General features: G+C 65.4%; 16 protein-coding genes and 1 pseudogene. 5 read left to right on the top strand and 12 right to left on the bottom strand.

Annotated elements, in window-relative coordinates; genetic code table 11:
- Positions 1-16 precede the first annotated feature (16 nt).
- On the top strand, positions 17-460 hold the full coding sequence (locus CH251_RS19020) for a hypothetical protein (protein ID WP_256979162.1): 444 nt from the start codon (positions 17-19) through the stop codon (positions 458-460).
- Positions 461-462: 2 nt separating this feature from the next.
- On the opposite strand, the pseudogene CH251_RS19015 reads toward CH251_RS19020, so the two are convergent.
- The 4 genes and pseudogenes from CH251_RS19015 to dapB form a co-directional block, all read right to left on the bottom strand.
- Positions 463-1,368 (bottom strand): annotated as a pseudogene (locus CH251_RS19015) (alpha/beta hydrolase).
- Positions 1,369-1,384: 16 nt separating this feature from the next.
- Entirely contained in the window at positions 1,385-1,837 is a 453-nt protein-coding gene (locus CH251_RS19010; protein WP_094614459.1) for a flavodoxin family protein, read from the bottom strand.
- Between the two features lie 6 nt (positions 1,838-1,843).
- Entirely contained in the window at positions 1,844-2,263 is a 420-nt protein-coding gene (locus CH251_RS19005; RefSeq protein WP_179273411.1) for a hypothetical protein, read from the bottom strand.
- Positions 2,264-2,313: 50 nt separating this feature from the next.
- Positions 2,314-3,072: a 4-hydroxy-tetrahydrodipicolinate reductase gene (gene dapB / locus CH251_RS19000; RefSeq protein WP_094614457.1), complete on the bottom strand. Its 759-nt coding sequence runs from the start codon at positions 3,070-3,072 to the stop codon at positions 2,314-2,316.
- Positions 3,073-3,163: 91 nt separating this feature from the next.
- Between dapB and CH251_RS18995 the strand changes: the two genes are divergently transcribed.
- Positions 3,164-3,952, top strand: coding sequence for an ABC transporter ATP-binding protein (locus CH251_RS18995; protein ID WP_094614456.1), 789 nt, complete (start codon positions 3,164-3,166; stop codon positions 3,950-3,952).
- A gap of 3 nt (positions 3,953-3,955) precedes the next feature.
- Here CH251_RS18995 and CH251_RS18990 read toward each other — a convergent pair whose 3' ends face one another.
- The 7 genes from CH251_RS18990 to CH251_RS18960 form a co-directional block, all read right to left on the bottom strand.
- The gene (locus CH251_RS18990) at positions 3,956-5,062 is read right to left on the bottom strand and encodes an alcohol dehydrogenase catalytic domain-containing protein (protein WP_094614455.1); all 1,107 of its coding nucleotides are present in this window, start codon (positions 5,060-5,062) and stop codon (positions 3,956-3,958) included.
- A gap of 82 nt (positions 5,063-5,144) precedes the next feature.
- A complete protein-coding gene (locus CH251_RS18985; RefSeq protein WP_256979161.1) occupies positions 5,145-7,823 on the bottom strand; it encodes a glucosidase in 2,679 nt (892 codons plus the stop codon).
- A gap of 24 nt (positions 7,824-7,847) precedes the next feature.
- Positions 7,848-9,770, bottom strand: coding sequence for a putative nucleotidyltransferase substrate binding domain-containing protein (locus CH251_RS18980; protein ID WP_094614454.1), 1,923 nt, complete (start codon positions 9,768-9,770; stop codon positions 7,848-7,850).
- A complete protein-coding gene (locus tag CH251_RS18975; RefSeq protein ID WP_094614453.1) occupies positions 9,760-11,307 on the bottom strand; it encodes a GMC family oxidoreductase in 1,548 nt (515 codons plus the stop codon). The genes CH251_RS18980 and CH251_RS18975 overlap by 11 nt, the downstream gene beginning before the upstream one ends.
- A 12-nt stretch (positions 11,308-11,319) precedes the next feature.
- A complete protein-coding gene (locus CH251_RS18970; protein ID WP_094614452.1) occupies positions 11,320-12,831 on the bottom strand; it encodes an APC family permease in 1,512 nt (503 codons plus the stop codon).
- A 25-nt stretch (positions 12,832-12,856) separates the two neighbouring features.
- Entirely contained in the window at positions 12,857-14,335 is a 1,479-nt protein-coding gene (locus CH251_RS18965; protein ID WP_373454971.1) for an aldehyde dehydrogenase family protein, read from the bottom strand.
- 100 nt (positions 14,336-14,435) lie between these two features.
- On the bottom strand, positions 14,436-14,966 hold the full coding sequence (locus CH251_RS18960; protein WP_094614552.1) for a DinB family protein: 531 nt from the start codon (positions 14,964-14,966) through the stop codon (positions 14,436-14,438).
- A gap of 58 nt (positions 14,967-15,024) precedes the next feature.
- On the opposite strand from CH251_RS18960, the gene CH251_RS18955 reads away from it, so the two are divergent.
- Positions 15,025-15,279 carry a hypothetical protein gene (locus CH251_RS18955; RefSeq protein WP_094614551.1) on the top strand — a complete coding sequence of 85 codons (255 nt, stop codon included), beginning with the start codon at positions 15,025-15,027 and terminating at the stop codon, positions 15,277-15,279.
- Between the two features lie 168 nt (positions 15,280-15,447).
- On the top strand, positions 15,448-16,326 hold the full coding sequence (locus CH251_RS18950; protein WP_094614450.1) for a YdcF family protein: 879 nt from the start codon (positions 15,448-15,450) through the stop codon (positions 16,324-16,326).
- On the opposite strand, the gene CH251_RS18945 is transcribed toward CH251_RS18950, so the two are convergent.
- The gene (locus tag CH251_RS18945) at positions 16,320-16,913 is read right to left on the bottom strand and encodes a TetR/AcrR family transcriptional regulator (protein ID WP_094614449.1); all 594 of its coding nucleotides are present in this window, start codon (positions 16,911-16,913) and stop codon (positions 16,320-16,322) included. The two genes, CH251_RS18950 and CH251_RS18945, sit on opposite strands and share 7 nt — an antisense overlap.
- Positions 16,914-16,989: 76 nt before the next feature.
- Between CH251_RS18945 and CH251_RS18940 the strand changes: the two genes are divergently transcribed.
- Positions 16,990-17,469, top strand: a complete 480-nt coding sequence (locus tag CH251_RS18940) for a DUF4188 domain-containing protein (protein WP_094614448.1) — start codon at positions 16,990-16,992, stop codon at positions 17,467-17,469.

Below are 17,469 nucleotides of genomic sequence, written 5' to 3'. Positions count from 1 at the left end.
GCGTATCCTCGAGGCAGTGGACATCGAGCGGTGGCGCAGCAGATTGCCGGTGAGACGAGCCTCCGACGGTGAGGTGATCGGGTGGACCGTCGCGCACGGCACGAGTGCACAGGACGAATACGACGACGATTATGTGGTCGATGCCGTCAATCCCGCCGGGATCACCGTCGCGCAGGGCGTTCCTATCGAGACTGCGATCGCCCACCTCGAGGATCGCGGTCTGGCATCGCTGTCGGCTCCACATTGGACGAAGGCACCCCTGCCGCTGGAGTCGGAGACCGATCTGAGTGCACCGCAGGACGATTGGCCGTGGCGGCGGGTGCTGATGACGCAACTCGACGACAACCGTGTGTGGATTCGGCCCGCGTATCCGAGTTGGCCGGAACGCCTGCTCGAGATTGCACTACCGATTCCGGCCGACGACATTCTTCGTTCGGACTCCCCCGAGAATTCCGACTGAAATCAGTAGCGTCCCAGCACGGTCCTCATGGCGTCGGCCAGCTGGGTCAGCCCGGGTTCCTCGACGGGCAGGTGACCACACCCGTCGAGCATCACGATCTCGGTGTCGGCCCGGATTCGTTCCAGGAACCGGATACTGACGTCCGGTGGCGTCCACCGGTCGTCGGCCGGGTGAGTCAGGAGTACCGGCGGACCGTCGTAGTCCTCCGGTCGGGTGTGTGAGTAGCCGAAGAAGCTCGCGAGGAATCCGATCGGAATGCGCACCCCGCCGCCCCTGGGGTCACGTGCGCACACGCCGGACAGCTCCGCGTTCAGGCTCATGTTCGCCATGTCGGCCATCCACCTGACCGGAACGAGTACGCCGCCTGCGACGGCCGCGAGTGTCCGCAGCAGCTGTGGTGCCGGCCCACCGAGCAGGTCGAATCTCGCCGCAGCCCGGCGAGCGCTTCGATCGGCCGGATCGAGCAGGCAGGTCGCAATCACCCTGTCCACCAGCCCCGTTCGGTGCGCCACCTCGTACGCGAGCATGCCTCCCATACTTGCGCCCAGCAGTACGAGAGGGCGGCCGTCGCGGGACTTCTCGGCGGCCACGAGCTCGCACAGCAGATCGATCCAGTCGCGGTAGCGAACGGACGCGGGGTCCGAGACGACGGTGTCTCCGTAGAGAGGCAGGTCGGGGCACATCACCTCCTAGCCTTCTCGGGCGGCGATGGCGGCATACGGCCACAACAGACCGGAGTAGCCCCCGGCACCATGCAACGCCATGACGCGGACCCTGGACTCGGGCCGCGCAGCGCGGGCGATGTGCACGCGCTGCTCGCCCCACATCCAGTACGTCGACTCGGGCTTCTCCCCTACTGGCGGCCGATACTGCTCGGGCAGGAACCGGGCATAGCGGTCGACGTCCATCGACACACGGTAGCGGTCAGATCGACAGCCCCGCCGCGACGGTTCCGCCCAATTCGTAGCAGCGTTCACGTGCGGGCTTGCCGCTCTCGGCGATGTGCACGGTGCCGAAGACCTTCTCGAGGCCCCACCCCGACGCGATCTTCTCGATGGCCCGCCCGGCACCCACGGTGTCGTCGTTGCCGTGAACCCAAGCGGCGTAGGGCTTTCCGGCCACGGCACCGAGGCACGGGTAGTACACCGTGTCGAAGAAGTGTTTCAGAGCTCCGCTCATGTAGCCGAAATTCGCCGGTGTTCCGAAGAGAAATCCGTCGGCACCGAGGACATCGGGAACGGTCGCGCCGAGAGCAGGCACACTGCGCACGTCCACGCCGGTGATCTCGGGATCGTGTGCGCCGTCGAGCACTGCCTCGAGCAGCTCACGAGTGAGCGGACTCGGGGTGTGATGAACGACCAGCAGGGTGCGCGACATCGAAGGTCAGTTCTCGTTCCGTTCGAGTGCCACGGCGCGCTTCATCGTCTCGCGGGCCCGCCCGCGGTCACCGGCGTAATCGTAAGCACGAGCCAACCGGTACGAGTTGCGCCAGTTGTCCGGGTCCTTCTCCCACTCCGTCTTGATCTGTTGGAACAACTCGTCTGCGGCATCACGTTCGATGCGTCCCGACGGTCTGCGCGGAAGATCGGCGACGTCGAGTTCGAGGCCCTCCTCGTGGATACGCGAGGCCAGTCTCTGGTGGTCGAAGCCGGCTTTGAGGGTGGCCCACACGATCCACAACCCGAGGATCGGCAGCAGCAGGACCCCGATCCCCAGCGCGATGCTCGCCACGCCACCGTTCTGGATCAGCGTCACACCGCGCTGGCCGAGCAGAAAGAAGTAGAAGCCGAGGACCAGCACCATCACCGTGATGATGGCGAGGACCTTCGTCGTTTTGTTCACCGTCGATCAGCTCACAGATCCAGCAGTGGATCGAGGCCGACGGTCAACCCCGGTCGTCCGGCGATCTCGCGGACTCCGAGAAGAACTCCGGGCGCGAAGGACGTTCGGTCGAGCGAGTCGTGCCGAATGCTCAGCGTCTCCCCCTGCGTGCCGAGCAGAACTTCCTGATGCGCAACGAGTCCCGCGAGCCGGATCGAGTGCACCCGCACTCCGTCCACGTCGGCACCGCGCGCGCCGTCGAGTTCGGTCGTCGTCGCGTCGGGGCTCGGCGCAGTGCCTGCGGCGGCGCGTGCCTCGGCAATCAGCGCGGCAGTGCGGTACGCCGTTCCCGACGGCGCATCGGCCTTGTTGGGGTGATGCAGTTCGATCACCTCGACGGAATCGAAGAACCGCGCTGCCTGCTGCGCGAACCGCATCGACAGCACGGCACCGATGGCGAAGTTCGGCGCGATCAGCACCCCGGTCTGCGGCGATCCCGCCAGCCATTCGCGAACCTGTTCGAGTCGCCGCTCATCGAATCCGGTGGTGCCGACCACTGCATGGATGCCCTGCTCGATCAGGAACTGCAGGTTGTCCATCACCACGTCGGGATGGGTGAAATCGACGACCACCTGGGCGTTCGCATCGACGAAGTTCGCCAGCGGATCGCCCTGGTCGACGGTCGCCACGAGCTCGAGATCGTCGGCTGCCTCGACGGCGGCACAGATGGCCTGACCGACCTTGCCGCGCGACCCCAGTACCCCTACTCGAACAGGTGCCGTTGCACTCACGTCGTACCCACACTCGTTTCGTCGTCTTGTCGGTTCTACCGACCTCAGAGCCTACTTCTCCACGATCCGCCCCGGCAGTTACGGTCGTCGGGTGCCATCCAACGTCCTGTTCGCCGACCGAGTCGATCTCGTCCGCGGCGGCCGATACCTGCTCAGCAATGCCACGATGCGGGTCGAGGAGGGCGAGCACTGGGTGTTGCTCGGTGCGAACGGCGCAGGCAAAAGCACTCTGCTCAGCTTGCTGGGTGCCGTCGTCCATCCCACGCACGGTTCCGTGCACGTTCTCGGTCATCGCCTCGGCCGGGTGGACATGCGCGAATTACGGACGCACATCGGCCACGTCGATCCGCGGTTGAAGATCGAGGCTCCGCTGACTCTGTTTCAGGTGGTGCTGACCGGCCTGACCAACACCCCCGACCTGATCCCGAGATGGTCGGCCACCGAGAACCAGATCGCCCGTGCTCATCGGCTGATCGATTCCCTCGGCGTCGCTCATCGCACCGAGGCGTCGTGGCACACACTCTCCCAGGGCGAACGAGGTCGAGCGCTCATCGCGCGCGCCCTGCTCCCCGACCCTGCAGTGCTACTGCTCGACGAGCCTGCCACCGGACTCGATCTCGCTGCCCGCGAACAACTTCTGAGTGCACTCGACTCGCTGCGCGCCGAGCACCCCACCCTGGCCAGCATTCTGGTGACGCATCACCTCGAGGAAATCCCGACCTCGACCACCCACGCCCTGCTCATCCGTGACGGACGAGTGCAGACGCAGGGAGCCGTCGACGCGGTGCTGACCACCGACAACATCAGTGAGTGTTTCGACCATCCCATCGAGATCTCGAAGCAGCGCGGCCGGTGGGTCGCCACCGCGTCCCATCGCTGACGCTCATTCGAAGACGATGACCTGACGGATCGCGTTGCCGTCGGCCAATTCGTCCATGCCGCGGTTGATCTCGTCCAACGTGATTCTCGACGAGATCAGTTTCTCGACGGGAAGCCGACCCTCACGCCACATCTGGGCGTAGGTCGGGATGTCGCGTGCCGGTACAGCGGAGCCCAGGTAGCTGCCGATGATCGTGCGCGCCTCCGCCACCAGGCCCAGCGGTGAGATGGACGAGCGGGCGTCTGGTGCGGGAAGACCGACCGTGATGGTCTTGCCACCGGGAGCCGTTGCAGCGACGGCAGTTTCGAAGGCTCGGGCGTTGCCGGCGGCTTCGATGACGATATCGGCCTTGATTGCCTTCTCGGCGAGCTCGGCCGGCGAGTAGACCTGTGTTGCACCCAGATCGGTTGCGGTGGAGAGCTTGTCCGGGACCCCGTCGACTCCGATCACCTCACCGGCACCCACCGATACGGCCGTCAGAACGGCTGCCATGCCGACTCCGCCGAGGCCCACCACCATCACCGACTGACCGGGCTTGGGAGTTCCGGCGTTGAGCACCGCGCCGCCGCCGGTCAGTACCGCACAACCGAGGACGGCTGCGATGTCGGCCGGGATGTCGTCCTCGACAGGAACGACGGACTTTCGGCTGACCACAGCGTGGGTGGCGAATCCGGAGACTCCGAGGTGATGCTTGACCTCTTCCCCGTCACGATGCAACTTGATGCCACCGCCGAGAAGTGTCCCGGCATTGTTCGACGCGCTGCCGGTGACGCACGGCATCTGGCCGTCGGTAGCGCACCCGGCACACTCGCCGCAGCGCGGCAGGAACGTCATGACGACGCGCGTGCCGACCTCGACGTCGTCGACGCCCGGTCCGACTTCCTCGACTCGGCCCGCGGCCTCGTGGCCGAGCAGCATCGGGACCGGACGAACTCGATTGCCGTCGACCACCGACAGGTCCGAGTGGCACAGCCCTGCGGCTTCGATTCTGATCAGCAGTTCGCCGTCGCCGGGCGAGCCGAGCTCGAGGTCGGAGACGGTGATGGGATGCGAGTCCGCGAAGGGACGAGATCGGCCGATTTCTTCGAGTACTGCGCCGCGAATCTTCATCCCGCCAGACTATGCGGCTCCGCCGCAGTGGTGTGGAAAAGTGCCGTGGAGGGCACATAAGCACACCACTGCGCGTAGCGCACTACAGCGGCAGACGGGGCCTGAGCAGGTGCGCAACCAATGCGGTCCACCCGGTTTGGTGCGTTGCCCCGAGTCCCTCGCCGGTGTCTCCGTCGAAGTACTCGTTGAAACTGGGATGCTCGCTCCACAGTGGGTCGGCACTGGACTCGATGCGGTTGCCGTCGGCGGGCCTCTTGCCGTCCACCGGCCGGAACAGTCCGGCGAGACCGTTGTCGATCAGATCGGCCGCGTCGGTGAGGGTGCGATGGTTGCCCGAGCCGGTGGGGATCTCGATGGTGAACGAGTCGCCGTAGTACCGGCCGTAGGCTCGCAGCTTGTCGGCCAGCAATACGTTCACCGGGAACCACACCGGACCGCGCCAGTTGGAGTTGCCGCCGAACATTCCGGTACGCGACTCCCCTGGCTCGTATTCGATGGACAGGCTACGACCGTCCACGTCGAAGGTCACCGGCTCGCGATACGAGGCCGAGAGCGATCGAATTCCGAACTGCGACAGGAACTCCTCGGAGTCGAACATCCGCGAGAGGATGCGTTTGAGCCGCTCGGGCTGGACGAGCGTGAGCAGCATCCGCACCTCACCGTTCTCGCGCCGAGCCAGCAGCGGGCTGACCATGTCCGGCCGTCGACGCTGAATCCATCGCAGGCGGGCGGTGAGGTCGGGACATTCCTCCTCGACCCACGGCGGAATCTCGGTGGCACCGAGGATGGGCAGCAGACCGACCATCGACCGCACCCGCATCGGGACCGCATCGCCCTCGGGCTGAACCAGGACGTCGTAGAAGAACCCGTCGTCCTCGTGCCACAGCGAAATATGCTGCGAACCGAAAGAATTGACGGCCTTGGCGATCGAGAGGAAGTGCGAGAAGAATTTGGTCGCGACGTCGTCCCAGGCGCTGTCGTGCCGCGCGAGTTCGAGTGCGATCTTGAACATCTGTTGGCAGTAGAACGCCATCCAGCTGGTCGCGTCGGACTGCTCGAGCCGGAAACCGGGAGGCAGCGGTGCAGATCGGTTGAACAAGCCGATGTTGTCCATGCCGAGGAATCCACCCTCGAAGATGTTCGAGCCCTCGGAGTCCTTGCGGTTGACCCACCAGGCGAAGTTGAGCAGTAGCTTGGTGAACACCCGCACCAGGAATTCGCGATCGCGGTAGCCGTCGATGCGATAGACGTGCCACGCCGCCCACGCGTGCACGGGTGGGTTGACGTCTCCGAATTCCCATTCGTACGCGGGCAGTTGGCCGTTGGGGTGCATCGCCCATTCCCGGCACATGAGCACCAACTGTTCCTTGGCGAAATCGGCGTCCACGTGCGCCAACGGAATCGCGTGGAAGGCCAGGTCCCAGGCCGCGAACCACGGATACTCCCATTCGTCGGGCATCGAGATCACATCGGCCAACGCCAGGTGACGCCAATGCGCGTTGCGACCGCCCGGGTCCTGCCGCGAGTCCGGTGCCGGAGCTCCGACCTTGTCGCCCTCGATCCACTCCTCGACGTCGTATCGATAGAGCTGCTTGGTCCACAGCAAGCCGGCGTACGCGCGCCGCGCCACGTGTCGGTCGACGTCGGTGAGATCGGCACCGATCACGGCCCCGTAGAACTCGTCGGCCTCGGCCTGGCGATCGACGTTGACGGCATCGAATCCGGAACCGAACGTCTGCTCGTCCGGGCGGTTAGGCGAGAGCCGCAGTTGGACGGATTCCGTTGCACCCGATGCGATGTCGTCGAAGCGATACCAGAATGCAGCCTTCGTTCCGGTCTGCTCGGGGTTGACCGCGTCGAGCTCCCCGTCGACGACTCGGCGGCCGATGCCGTCCTTGGGGTAGGCCGAGATGTTCTCCTGGCCCCACAGGGCTTCGGCATTGGTTTCGTTGTCGCAGAACAGAACTGCCGGCGTCCCTGCGGCACTGAGGTAGTAGCGACCGAGAAATCCGTGATCGACGGCGATGGCTTCGAGTCCACCTGCCATGAGGTCCGGTGGGCTCAGCTGCTCCAGCGATCCGCCGCGGTCGTCACGTCCCCAGGACCAGGTGTTGCGCAACCACAGGTGCGGCAGTAGGTCGACCGACGCCGCCTCGGGGCCGTGGTTGGTGATGGAGATGGTGATGCAGATGTCGTCGGGTGAGGCCTTGGCGTACGTGACCTGGACGTCGAAGAATCTGTTCTCGTCGAGGATTCCGGTGTCGGCCAGCTCGTATTCGCGGTCGTCACGCCCGCGTCGGGCATTCTCTTCTCGCAGGTGGGCGTAGGGATACTCCGCATGCGGATAGCGGTAGAGCCACTGCATCCAGCTGTGCGTCGGTGTTCCGTCGACGGCCCAGAAGTATTCCTTGACGTCCTCGCCGTGATTGCCCTCTTCGTTGGCGAGACCGAACAACCGTTCCTTGAGGATCGGATCCTCTCTATTCCACAGTGCGAACGAGAAGTTCAGGAACCCGAAGCGGTCGCAGATTCCGCCGATACCGTCCTCGCCCCAGCGGTAGGCCCGCTTGTGCGCCTGATCGAACGGGAACGACGCCCAGGCATTGCCGTCCTCCGAGTAGTCCTCGCGCACTGTGCCCCACTGACGTCCCGCCAGGTACGGGCCCCACTGACGCCACGGGCCGCTGACCCCGGGCGATTCTGCCAACCGATGGTGTTCGACGGTGGACGGGGTGGGAACGGTCACGGGATTGGTGGTCACGGCACACAGTCTTGTCGTTCGAGCTCAACGATGCACGCCGACGTTGGCCGCCAGATACCCGACGCGACGCTGCACCGCGGCGATCTCGCGGATGCCGTCGGTCAGCAGGCTTCGTTCGAGCGGCGACAGATCGGCCATGATCAGCACGTCGCCGGGGCGGTGGCCCGCGGTGATCTGGTCGATCTGGTGCGACAGTCGCAGGCGCTGCAGCAGTGCGAACACCTCGGTCAGTGCGGCGACATCGCGTTCGGAGAGCATGCCGTTGCCCGACGCCGCCGCGAGCCGCGCGGGGGTGGAGGAAGAGGCGATACCGACCGACAACCCTCCCCAGCGAGCGAGGTTGACGATGGGGGTCAGTGCATGGGCCTTGAGGTCGAATGTGCCGCCGCGCCGAGCCAGCACGTCGCGCAGCGATCGCAGCCGGGCGCGGCCGGCGAGCGCGTCACGCAGTTGCAACCGCAATGCATCGGGGTGATCGACCAGGAGTCGACGGTAGGCCTCGGGAACGGTGTGCAGTTCCCTCGGGCCCCACACCACTCTGCCGTCGATCATCAGTGAGGACATGATCAGGCCCGAGTCCTCTGCCGGGTTGCCGCGTTCACCGAAGGGGTTGCTGAGCCAGTGCGCCGCGGCGCGTTCCCACTGACCGGCCGAGCGGGCGAATCGGGGCGAGCTCGCGACCGCGCCGTTGGTGTCCGACGGTAGCCCGGCACCGTCGAGGCTCACGTGCACGCGAGCGGCCAAGTCCATCAGCGCCTCGTCGCGGGTTCTCGGCACCGCGTCCGATTTCCCTCGCACATCGGGGTCCGCGGTGGCGTCTGCCCAGGTCAATGCGCTGTCGACGTCGGAGGAGGGCATGGCTTCTCGACGCGCCACGCTGCCGAGTGTGATCCAGGCGAAGTGGTCACGCGGCACGTCGGGATGTGCGGTCCACTCGATCTCGACGGCCCGGCGGACGAGGCTGTCGACCACGACGGACAGGATCGCGCTGACCGCCATCGCATCGGTTCCGCCCTGGAACAGATCCACCACCAGTCGCGGCACGAGCCTGCCCGCGTCTGCGAGTTCGGCGGAGGTCGACGCCGATGCCACCGCTCGGCGGACCACAAAACTGCGTCGGGTCGATGCGGCATGCAGATCCGAATCCTCGACGACGCCGAGTACCTCACCGCGGGCCGAGACCACCGGCATGTGACGCAACCCTCGCTCGAGCATGTCCATCAGCACGGTGCCGGCCAACCGATCCGCGGTGACGGTCTCGGCGGGCGAGGTCATGACCTGCTCGATCGGAGTATCGACGCCGATCCCGGCGGCCACCACACGAATGCGGAGGTCGCGGTCGGTGAAGATGCCGTGCCGCGAACCACGCAGCGGAACCAGTACGTAGGAGCTGCCCTGCTCGGTCATGTGCCGGACGGCGTCTCGAACGGTGGTCCCGACGGGCGTGAACACCGCTGGTGCCGAAAGCAATTCACCGACAGCACGACCGGCGCTCCCCTCGACCGGCCCGCCGCGATGCGCGGTGGCCGAGGTGACGGCATCGGCCAGGAACGCCAGACCGGTCGGCGTTGCGAACAACGGTCGAATCAGCTCGCCGGGCAGACGAATCACGATGCTCGGTTCCGTTGCCCGCGCCCGGAATTCGACGGTTCCGCCGGACAGCAGAGCCGAGAAACCGAAGACACCACCTTCACCGATGGTGTCGATCGGCACCTCCGTGGGAGAGGTCGCGTCCGGGTGCGTGATCACCACGCGCCCGGTGCGCACCACCCACACGGTGTCGGCATCTGCCGAGACGTCCACCCGCTCGGGGTCCACAACCCATGCCCCACTGCCGTACTCGCGTTCGACGGCCGCTGCGGCCAGCTCGGCCAGGACGGCCGGTGGCGCGCCCTGAAACGGTGGATGCGCGCCGAGAAAATCGGCCAGCTCCGAGCTATCCGCCACGGATCATGTCGGCGCATTTCTCCGCCATGGTCATCACCGTGATGTTGGGATTGACGTACGGCAGCTTGGGCATCGCCGACGCGTCGACCACGCGCAGGTGCGAGATTCCCTTGACGCGCAGCTCGGGATCCAGCACGGCCATGGCGTCGTCCACCGATCCCATCCGCGCCGTACCCGCCGGGTGATAGACCGTGTTGTGGGTCTTGTGCACGTAGTCGAGCAGGTCGTCGTCGGTGACGGCCTCGGGCCCTGGGGCGAGTTCACGCTCGATCCAGCCGGCCAGCGGGCCGTCCGCCGCGATCCGACGAGCCAGCTTCAGACCGGCTAGCATCACTGCGTCGTCGTGGCCGTCGGGATCGGTGAAGTAGCGCGGGTCCACCTTTGCCCGATCGCGAAAGTCTCTGCTGCGCAGGCGAACAGTGCCACGCGAGCGCCCCTGCGTGACGTTCGGAGTCAGGCAGAATCCGTTGTCGGTGGTCGGGTAGCCCCATCGGAGGGTGTTCATGTCGAACGGCACGCTGCCGTAATGCATCATGATGTCCGGGTAGTTCAGCGAGTCGTCGGTCTGCGCGAACACTCCGATCTCCCACCACTGCGAGGAAGTGGTGACCATCGGCTTGCTCGCCTCCCAGAACACCAACCCTTCGACGTGGTCGTCGAGGTTCTCGCCCACACCGGGCGAGTCGACTCGCACCGTGATTCCCATCTCGCGCAACTGGGCCGCCGGTCCGATTCCGGAGAGCATCAACAACTTCGGCGTGTCGATGGCCCCGGCTGTGACGATCACCTCGCGCCGCGCGGAGACGGTGTCGTAGCCGGTGAGATCGGGGCGTTGGTACCGCACTCCGGTCGCGGTCAGCGATTCGTCGATCAGAATCTCGCTGATCCAGCAGTCGGTGCGCACCTCGAGGTTGGGCCGCGATCCGATGATCGGGTGCAGGTAGGCGTGTGAGGTCGACATCCGCGAGCCGTCCTCACCCGCGTTGATCTGGAACCAGCCGGCACCGTTGAGCACCGTCGTTCCGCGGTTGAATGCGACGGTGGGAAGGCCTACGGCCGCGGCCGACTCGAGTACCGCGGCACCGCACGGATCGTTGGGTGGCACGTCGCGAATCCGCACCGGGCCGTCGTGTCCACGACCGGTGTCGTTGTTCTCCACTCGCGAAACGAAAGGAAGGATGTCCGACGCGCCCCACCCCGTCGCGCCCGCAGCCGCCCAATCGTCGAGGGTTTCCGCGGGCGGGTGAAAGGCGATGCAGGAGTTGTGCGAGGAGCAGCCACCGAGCACCTTCGCCCGCGCGTGCCGCATGAAGCTGTTGCCCCGCTCCTGAGGTTCGACGGGATAGTCCCAGTCGTAGCCGGAGTCGAGCAGATGCATCCACTCCACCAGTTCGAGAATTGCCTTGTCGCCGACGTCGGTTGGCCCTGCTTCGATGAGGCAGACACTGACGGAGGGGTCCTCGCTCAGCCGGGCAGCGAGGACACACCCCGCCGTCCCGCCACCTGCGACGACGTAATCGAACTGGGTGTCTGTCACTGCACGCTCCTTCTAGTTGCCCGTGGAGGCATGTGATTTCAAAGTGCCGATGTGCTTGCGTCCCTTGACTGCGTACCACAGCAGGCCCACGCCCAGGATGCCGCCGATGTAGACGAATGCGCCGAACGTGTTGTACCAGGGGGTTCCGTACACGGCCTCGCGCGGCCAGGCGAGGTTGATCGCCATCCCTGCGCCCCACACCACTGCCGCGATGTTGACCGGCAGGCCCCACCTGCCCATCGTGAAGTACCCGCCGGGCTTCAGATCTGCCGGCGGCCACTCACCCTGCACTCGCTTGACCAACAGCGGCCCGGTGACCATGAGATACGCAAGGTAGATCATGATGATCGCGATCGAGGTGAGGACCGTGAAGATCTGCGGCTGACCGATGTTGACCACCAGAATGACGATGGCCAGCACGCCGATGGTCACCGCGGGCACCACCGGGGTCTGGGTCTTCGGATTCACCTTGGCCAGACTCTCGCCGAAGGGCAACGCATTGTCTCGGGCCATGGCGAACGTGAGCCGGATGGCCGCGGTGTGCACTGCCAGCGAGCAGACGAAGACCGCGATGACGATGCAGATGAGGAAGACGGTGCCCAGTGGGCCCCACATCACCGCTTCGACGATGGACTGCAGGCTGCCGTCGGGGCTGCCGAGGGAAGGATCGTTCAGATCGGGCGCGGCCATGACGGCGAACACCAGGATGGCTCCGCCGATGACAAACGAGGCGAGGATGGCGCGAAAGATCGCTTTGGGGGCGGTGCGCCGAGGTTCGACGGTTTCCTCCCCGAGCGAGCTCGCGGTGTCGAATCCGTACATCACGTAACCCGAGGCCAGCGACGCGACCAGGAAGGCTCCGAGGTAGCCGCCGCTCTCGCCGGCTCCGTAGCCGTTGGTGGAGAAGAACACCTCGGGTCCGCGAGTGATGTTGGCCGCGAGCAGGATCGCGATGAGAACGGCAGCAATGAGTTCGATGAACACACCGGCGCTGTTGATCATGGCCATCAATCGAACGCCGAGCGCGTTGATCGTGGTGGTGATCGCGATCAGAATCGCACCGAGCAGCACTGCGTTCGCCGCGAAGTCGGTGGCACCCGAGCCGTCGCCGATGATCTGGAACCCGCTCCAGATGCGTGGCAAGTTCAGCTGCAGAGCGAGGGCAACGGCCGCCAGTGTCACGATCGATGCCGTGAGCATCAACCATCCCGCCGACCATCCGACGATCCTGCGGCCCAACAGCTTCGCCCAGTTGTACACCGATCCCGCCACCGGATACTTCGCGGCCAACTCCATGAAGCACAGTGCCACGCAGAGTTGGCCGACGAAGACTGCAGGCCACGACCACAGGTACGCAGGCCCGGCGGTGCCGAAACCGAAGTAGAAGAGCTGGAACGTGCCGGTGAGAATGGAGATGTAGCTGACGCCCGCGGCGAAGCTTGCGAATTTGCCGAGACTTCGATCGAGTGACTCCTTGTAGCCGAAGTCGTCCATTCCGCTCGAATTGTCGTTCAGTAGTGCCATGGTCGACGGCCTTTCCGATCTCGTACTATCGGGTACCGAACCACCCCGCCGCGGTCGGTGAGGTGTTGTGCCAAATGTGTTTCGCTTCTTGATATTCGGACATTCCGGACGGTCCGAGCTCACGTCCGTTGCCGGACTGTTTGAACCCGCCCCATTCCGCGGCAGCGGTGTAGACGCCGAAGTCGTTGAGCCACACCGTGCCATGGCGAAGCCCACGTACCATTCTCTCGCCTCGAGCGGCGTCGGATGTCCGAACTCCCGCGGCGAGACCGTAATTCGTATCGTTGCCCAACAGGAGTGCTTCGGCCTCGGTGTCGAAGCGCTCCACAGTGAGTATGGGCCCGAATGTCTCCTCCTGCACGATATTCATCGACCGATTGCAGTGGTCGAAAATCGTCGGTAGAAAATAACTACCCCCGTCCAGAGCCGCATCGTCCGGTTTGGTTCCGCCGATGACCAGCGTCGCGCCCTCGTCGATCCCGCCCGCGACGAAGGCCTCGATCTTCTCTCGCTGCGCCTGCGACACCAGTGGCCCGGTCTCGCTCGCCGGGTCCATCCCCGGACCGATCACGATGGTCTTCGCGCGTTCGGCCACGGCTGCCACGAAGCGGTCGGCGACCGATTCTTCGATGATGAGTCGAGTGCCGGCAGAACAGACCTGACCCGAATGCAGAAAGACTCCGGTCAGAACGTTGTCGACCGAGTCGGCGAAGGCCCGATCGTCGGCCACCGCGTCGGCGAACACGATATGTGGATTCTTGCCACCGAGTTCGACGGCCACCTTGGTGACGTTCTCGGCCGCCGCGGCCAAGATGTGCCTGCCTGTCGCCAGTCCGCCGGTGAACGAGATGAAGTCGACGTCGCGGTTCCTGGTGAGTGCGTCCCCCAGAACCGCGCCGCTGCCCTGCAGCAGGTTGACCACCCCCGCCGGCACCCCGGCTTCTTCCACGAGCTTGGTGAACGCGATGGTGCTCAGCGGAGTCACCTCGCTCGGCTTGAGCACCATCGTGCAGCCGGCCGCCAAGGCAGGGGCGATCTTCCACGAGATCTGCAGCAGCGGGTAGTTCCACGGTGCGATCATGACGCAGACGCCGATTGGCTCGTGCACCACGCGACTGAGGATTTCGGGTCGGTCCACGTCGATCAGCCGATCGGCCTGCACCACAGCAAGATCGGCGTAGAAGCGGAAGACCGACGTCACGTCGTCGATGTCGATTTCACTCTCGCCGAACGTCTTTCCGGTATCGAGAGTCTCGATGCGCGCGAGCTCGGCCTTGTCTCGCTGGAGCAGATCTGCGATGCGGTTGAGCAGATCGCTGCGCTCGCCCACCGTCACCGAACGCCACGGCCCGTCGTCGAACGCCGCCCGCGCCGAGGCCACCGCCCGCAGCGCGTCGTCCGGCGTGGCCTCGTCCACGACGGCAACCGTGCTGCCGTCCGCTGGGTTGACGATGTCTCGGGTTCCCCCGTCCCCGGATCCCTGCCACTGCCCGTCGACGAACAACGACGGCCGTAGCGAGGTCGGGTCGAACACTGCGTCGGAGTCGGTCACCGAAACACCTTCTTCCGTATGGGGGGTCGGGTCGTGTGTCTACGCTATGCCCTCAACGGCCGATGACCCCATCGATCTGTTCGCGGATGATGTCCGCGTGTCCGTTGTGTCGGGCGTATTCACCGATCATGTGCACGTAGACCGTCCGCAGCGACATCGGGCCACCTCGGGAGTCCACCAGATCGTCCAACGAGTGTCGGGCCGCTGTCTCGTCCGAGGCACCGCACTCGGCGGAGAATCGCGCGAAGTCGGATTCTGCCCCGGGCTCGGTCGCTCCCAGAAAGTCGGAGTCCTTGCCCAACGCCGGGTCGTACATCGGGTCGAACGACATCGAGCCCAATCGCTCTCGGAACCAGATGCGTTCGACCTTGGCGAGATGACGAACGAGTCCGAGCAGCGAGAGCGCCGAGTGCGGAAACGGACGTCGTGCCAGCTGCTCCGAGTTCGCGCCTGCGCAGATGTTGAGCAGCGTCGCTCGATGCCACCGCAGCATTCCCTCGAGAATCGGCCGCTCGTCGCCGATGAGTGGACCGTCGACCGGTTCCGGTGCGGGCGCTGTCCATGTCTTTCCCCGTTCGGTCATGCTGCGATTGTCGAACATGCGACGGCACTGTGCAGCGCCGCGCATTACGGTGGGATTCATGACTATCGAAGATGTGGGCGGCAGACGAACGGTGACGGCGGACGAGCTTCTTCTCCTGGTGGGTGATCACCTGCTCATCGAAGACGGTGTCGCGACCGGGTTCATCGAAAGTGCGGGCCAGGTTGCCGAGAGCGTGGCGGTGACGGTGACCGATGGCGTCGACGGAACCACCACGACCGAGCGAGTTTTCCTTCCCGATGCCGAGGTGACCATCGAACCCGCCGATCGCGGACGCGCCCCCGTCACCCTGTGACTGCAACAGAGTCCCTGCTCAGAAGTACATTCGTGTAACTCGAACAACTCTGCTCACACCAGTCACACTGGCACCGAACTGAGCTAGGGTGGCGGAAACCCGTCACCGTTCGGAAGGACGTCAGTAGTGCGACAAGGCCGAGTACATCCGACCGTTCGCGTTGCTGTCGTGACCTGTGCCGCTGCGCTCGCTGTCGGTTTCGGCTCGATCACGGCGATTGCCGCCCCCGAGGCGTCCGCCCCGGCAACCGTCGCCGAGTCGGTTCGTTCGGCCGACGTGGAGCAGTACAACGACGCGCAGAATGCGTTGGTGAAAGGACGCTACGACGCCGGTTTCGCCGCACTCGATGCGCTCGCAGCTGCCGCCCCGAACGACGCCAATGTGGCCGCGCTGCAGACGTTCCATGCCAACGCAACCGCCGACACCGCTGCTGTGGCGGAGCACGGGGCTCGCCTACGCGGTCTGTCTCCCACCCTGGCCGATGCAGTCGATCGAGCCATCGGCGTCATCGACGAAGCCGCCACCGAGACAATCGACTTCGCCCCGACCACCGACGGACCGAGCACCGCGATCGTGGTACTCGGGCTGGGGCTCGACGGTGACGGCAGCATGACGCCCGAGTTGGTGACACGTCTACGGTCGGCCGTCGCCGCGGCGGAGCGCTCCCCCGAATCCCCCGTCATCGTCACCGGTGGGAATCCGCAGAGCGGCATCACCGAGGCCGAGGCGATGCAGCGCTGGCTCGTCGAGCAAGGTATCGCGGCCGACCGCATTCACACCGAACCCACTGCGAATTCGACGGTGCAGAACGCGCAGCGCACCACCGCACTGGCCGCTGAGATCGGCATCGAGAACATGGTGCTGGCGACGACTCCGAGCCACCTACGGCGCGCGATATCGGACTTCGAGATCGCTGGTGCCGACGTGATCGGTGCGGCGGCGTCGACTCCCGACGATCTTCCGGATCTGCCCGCGCTCGCCCCGACGGCCCGGTTGGGTATGACTGTGGACGCCACCAAGATCCTCGGGATCCCGCGCACCTACTGACGCGACCACCCGCGCAGCACCGACTCGGTGCCCGCGTCGAACATCGCCCGACGGGTCTCGTCGCCGGAGGGCGAGGGCATTGCCAACTCGAGCGACACCAGCCCGTGCACGATCGCCCAGAACGAGTGACTGATCAACTCGACCGACGCCCCGGCCATGGTTCCCGCCGCGACGGCGCTCGCCACCGCTGACCGCAGCGGGTCCATCGCTGCGGAAGCGAGTTGCGCCTCTTCGGATACATCGACCGAACCGAGCACACCGCCGAACATCACCGCGTACAGATGCGGATTACGTAGAGCCCAGCCTCGGTACGCGACGGCGAGTTCGCGCAGATCGACGTCGGGATCGCCGGTGACCGGGACCCGGCGCTGGGAGTCCCCGAAACTCGCGAACGACGTGGCGAACAGGGCCACGAGCAACTCGGCTCGTCCGCCGAACAGTGAGTAGATCGCCGTCGTCGAGGTTCTCTGCTCCGCCGCGAGTTTGCGCAGAGACAACGAGTCGACGCCCTGGTGGGCAACGGTTTCCGCCGCGGCCTCCAGTAGCCGGGTCCGCAACTCCGCGTCGTGAATTCTGGGTCTCGCCACTTGCGAAACCTATCACAACGGTGTTTTATAACAGTGTCACATAACGCTTCACTCACCGAACAGACGGGAACACGTCATGCCACCCATCGTCGACGGCCGCCGTACGGTCGAATCCGAACGAGACACCGTCACGGTCTTCCTCATCGGAATGCGCATCAACAACCCGACGGCCGTTCGCGCCTGGCTACCCGCGGTGCGCGCGATGCCGCGGATGCTCGGCCATCTGGAGCAGGATCCAGATTCCGGGCTGCTCGGGTACCACTCGTGGCTGGGGCGCACCACCATGCTGGTCAGCTACTGGCGCACGGCCGAGCACCTGACGCGATTCGCCTCCGATCCCGATGCACCACATGCACCCGCCTGGCGGGCCTTCAACCGATCGGTAGCCGCAACCCGCCATGTCGGCGTGTGGCACGAAACCTATACCGCGACAGCGCAGAACAGTGAGGCCATCTACGTCAACATGCCTACGTTCGGCCTCGCGGGAGCCATCGGCGGACTACCGGTCGGTACTGGCTCGCACACGTGGAAGCAGCGCATGAAGTCCGCGAAGTAA

The organism is Rhodococcus sp. 06-462-5 (assembly GCF_002258315.1).
Taxonomy (GTDB): domain Bacteria; phylum Actinomycetota; class Actinomycetes; order Mycobacteriales; family Mycobacteriaceae; genus Rhodococcoides.
Note: the sequence above shows the minus strand (reverse complement) of the source record. Positions and strands in the feature narration are given on the sequence as shown.

Excerpts from the sequence above, each read along its gene's own strand:
- CH251_RS19010 (WP_094614459.1), bottom strand. The coding sequence starts at position 1,837 with ATGTCGCGCACCCTGCTGGTCGTTCATCACACCCCGAGTCCGCTCACT.
- CH251_RS19005 (WP_179273411.1), bottom strand. The coding sequence starts at position 2,263 with ATGGTGCTGGTCCTCGGCTTCTACTTCTTTCTGCTCGGCCAGCGCGGT.
- CH251_RS18990 (WP_094614455.1), bottom strand. The coding sequence starts at position 5,062 with ATGAAGATTCGCGGCGCAGTACTCGAAGAAATCGGCCGATCTCGTCCC.
- CH251_RS18970 (WP_094614452.1), bottom strand. The coding sequence starts at position 12,831 with ATGGCACTACTGAACGACAATTCGAGCGGAATGGACGACTTCGGCTAC.
- CH251_RS18960 (WP_094614552.1), bottom strand. The coding sequence starts at position 14,966 with ATGACCGAACGGGGAAAGACATGGACAGCGCCCGCACCGGAACCGGTC.
- CH251_RS18955 (WP_094614551.1), top strand. The coding sequence starts at position 15,025 with ATGACTATCGAAGATGTGGGCGGCAGACGAACGGTGACGGCGGACGAG.
- CH251_RS18940 (WP_094614448.1), top strand. The coding sequence starts at position 16,990 with ATGCCACCCATCGTCGACGGCCGCCGTACGGTCGAATCCGAACGAGAC.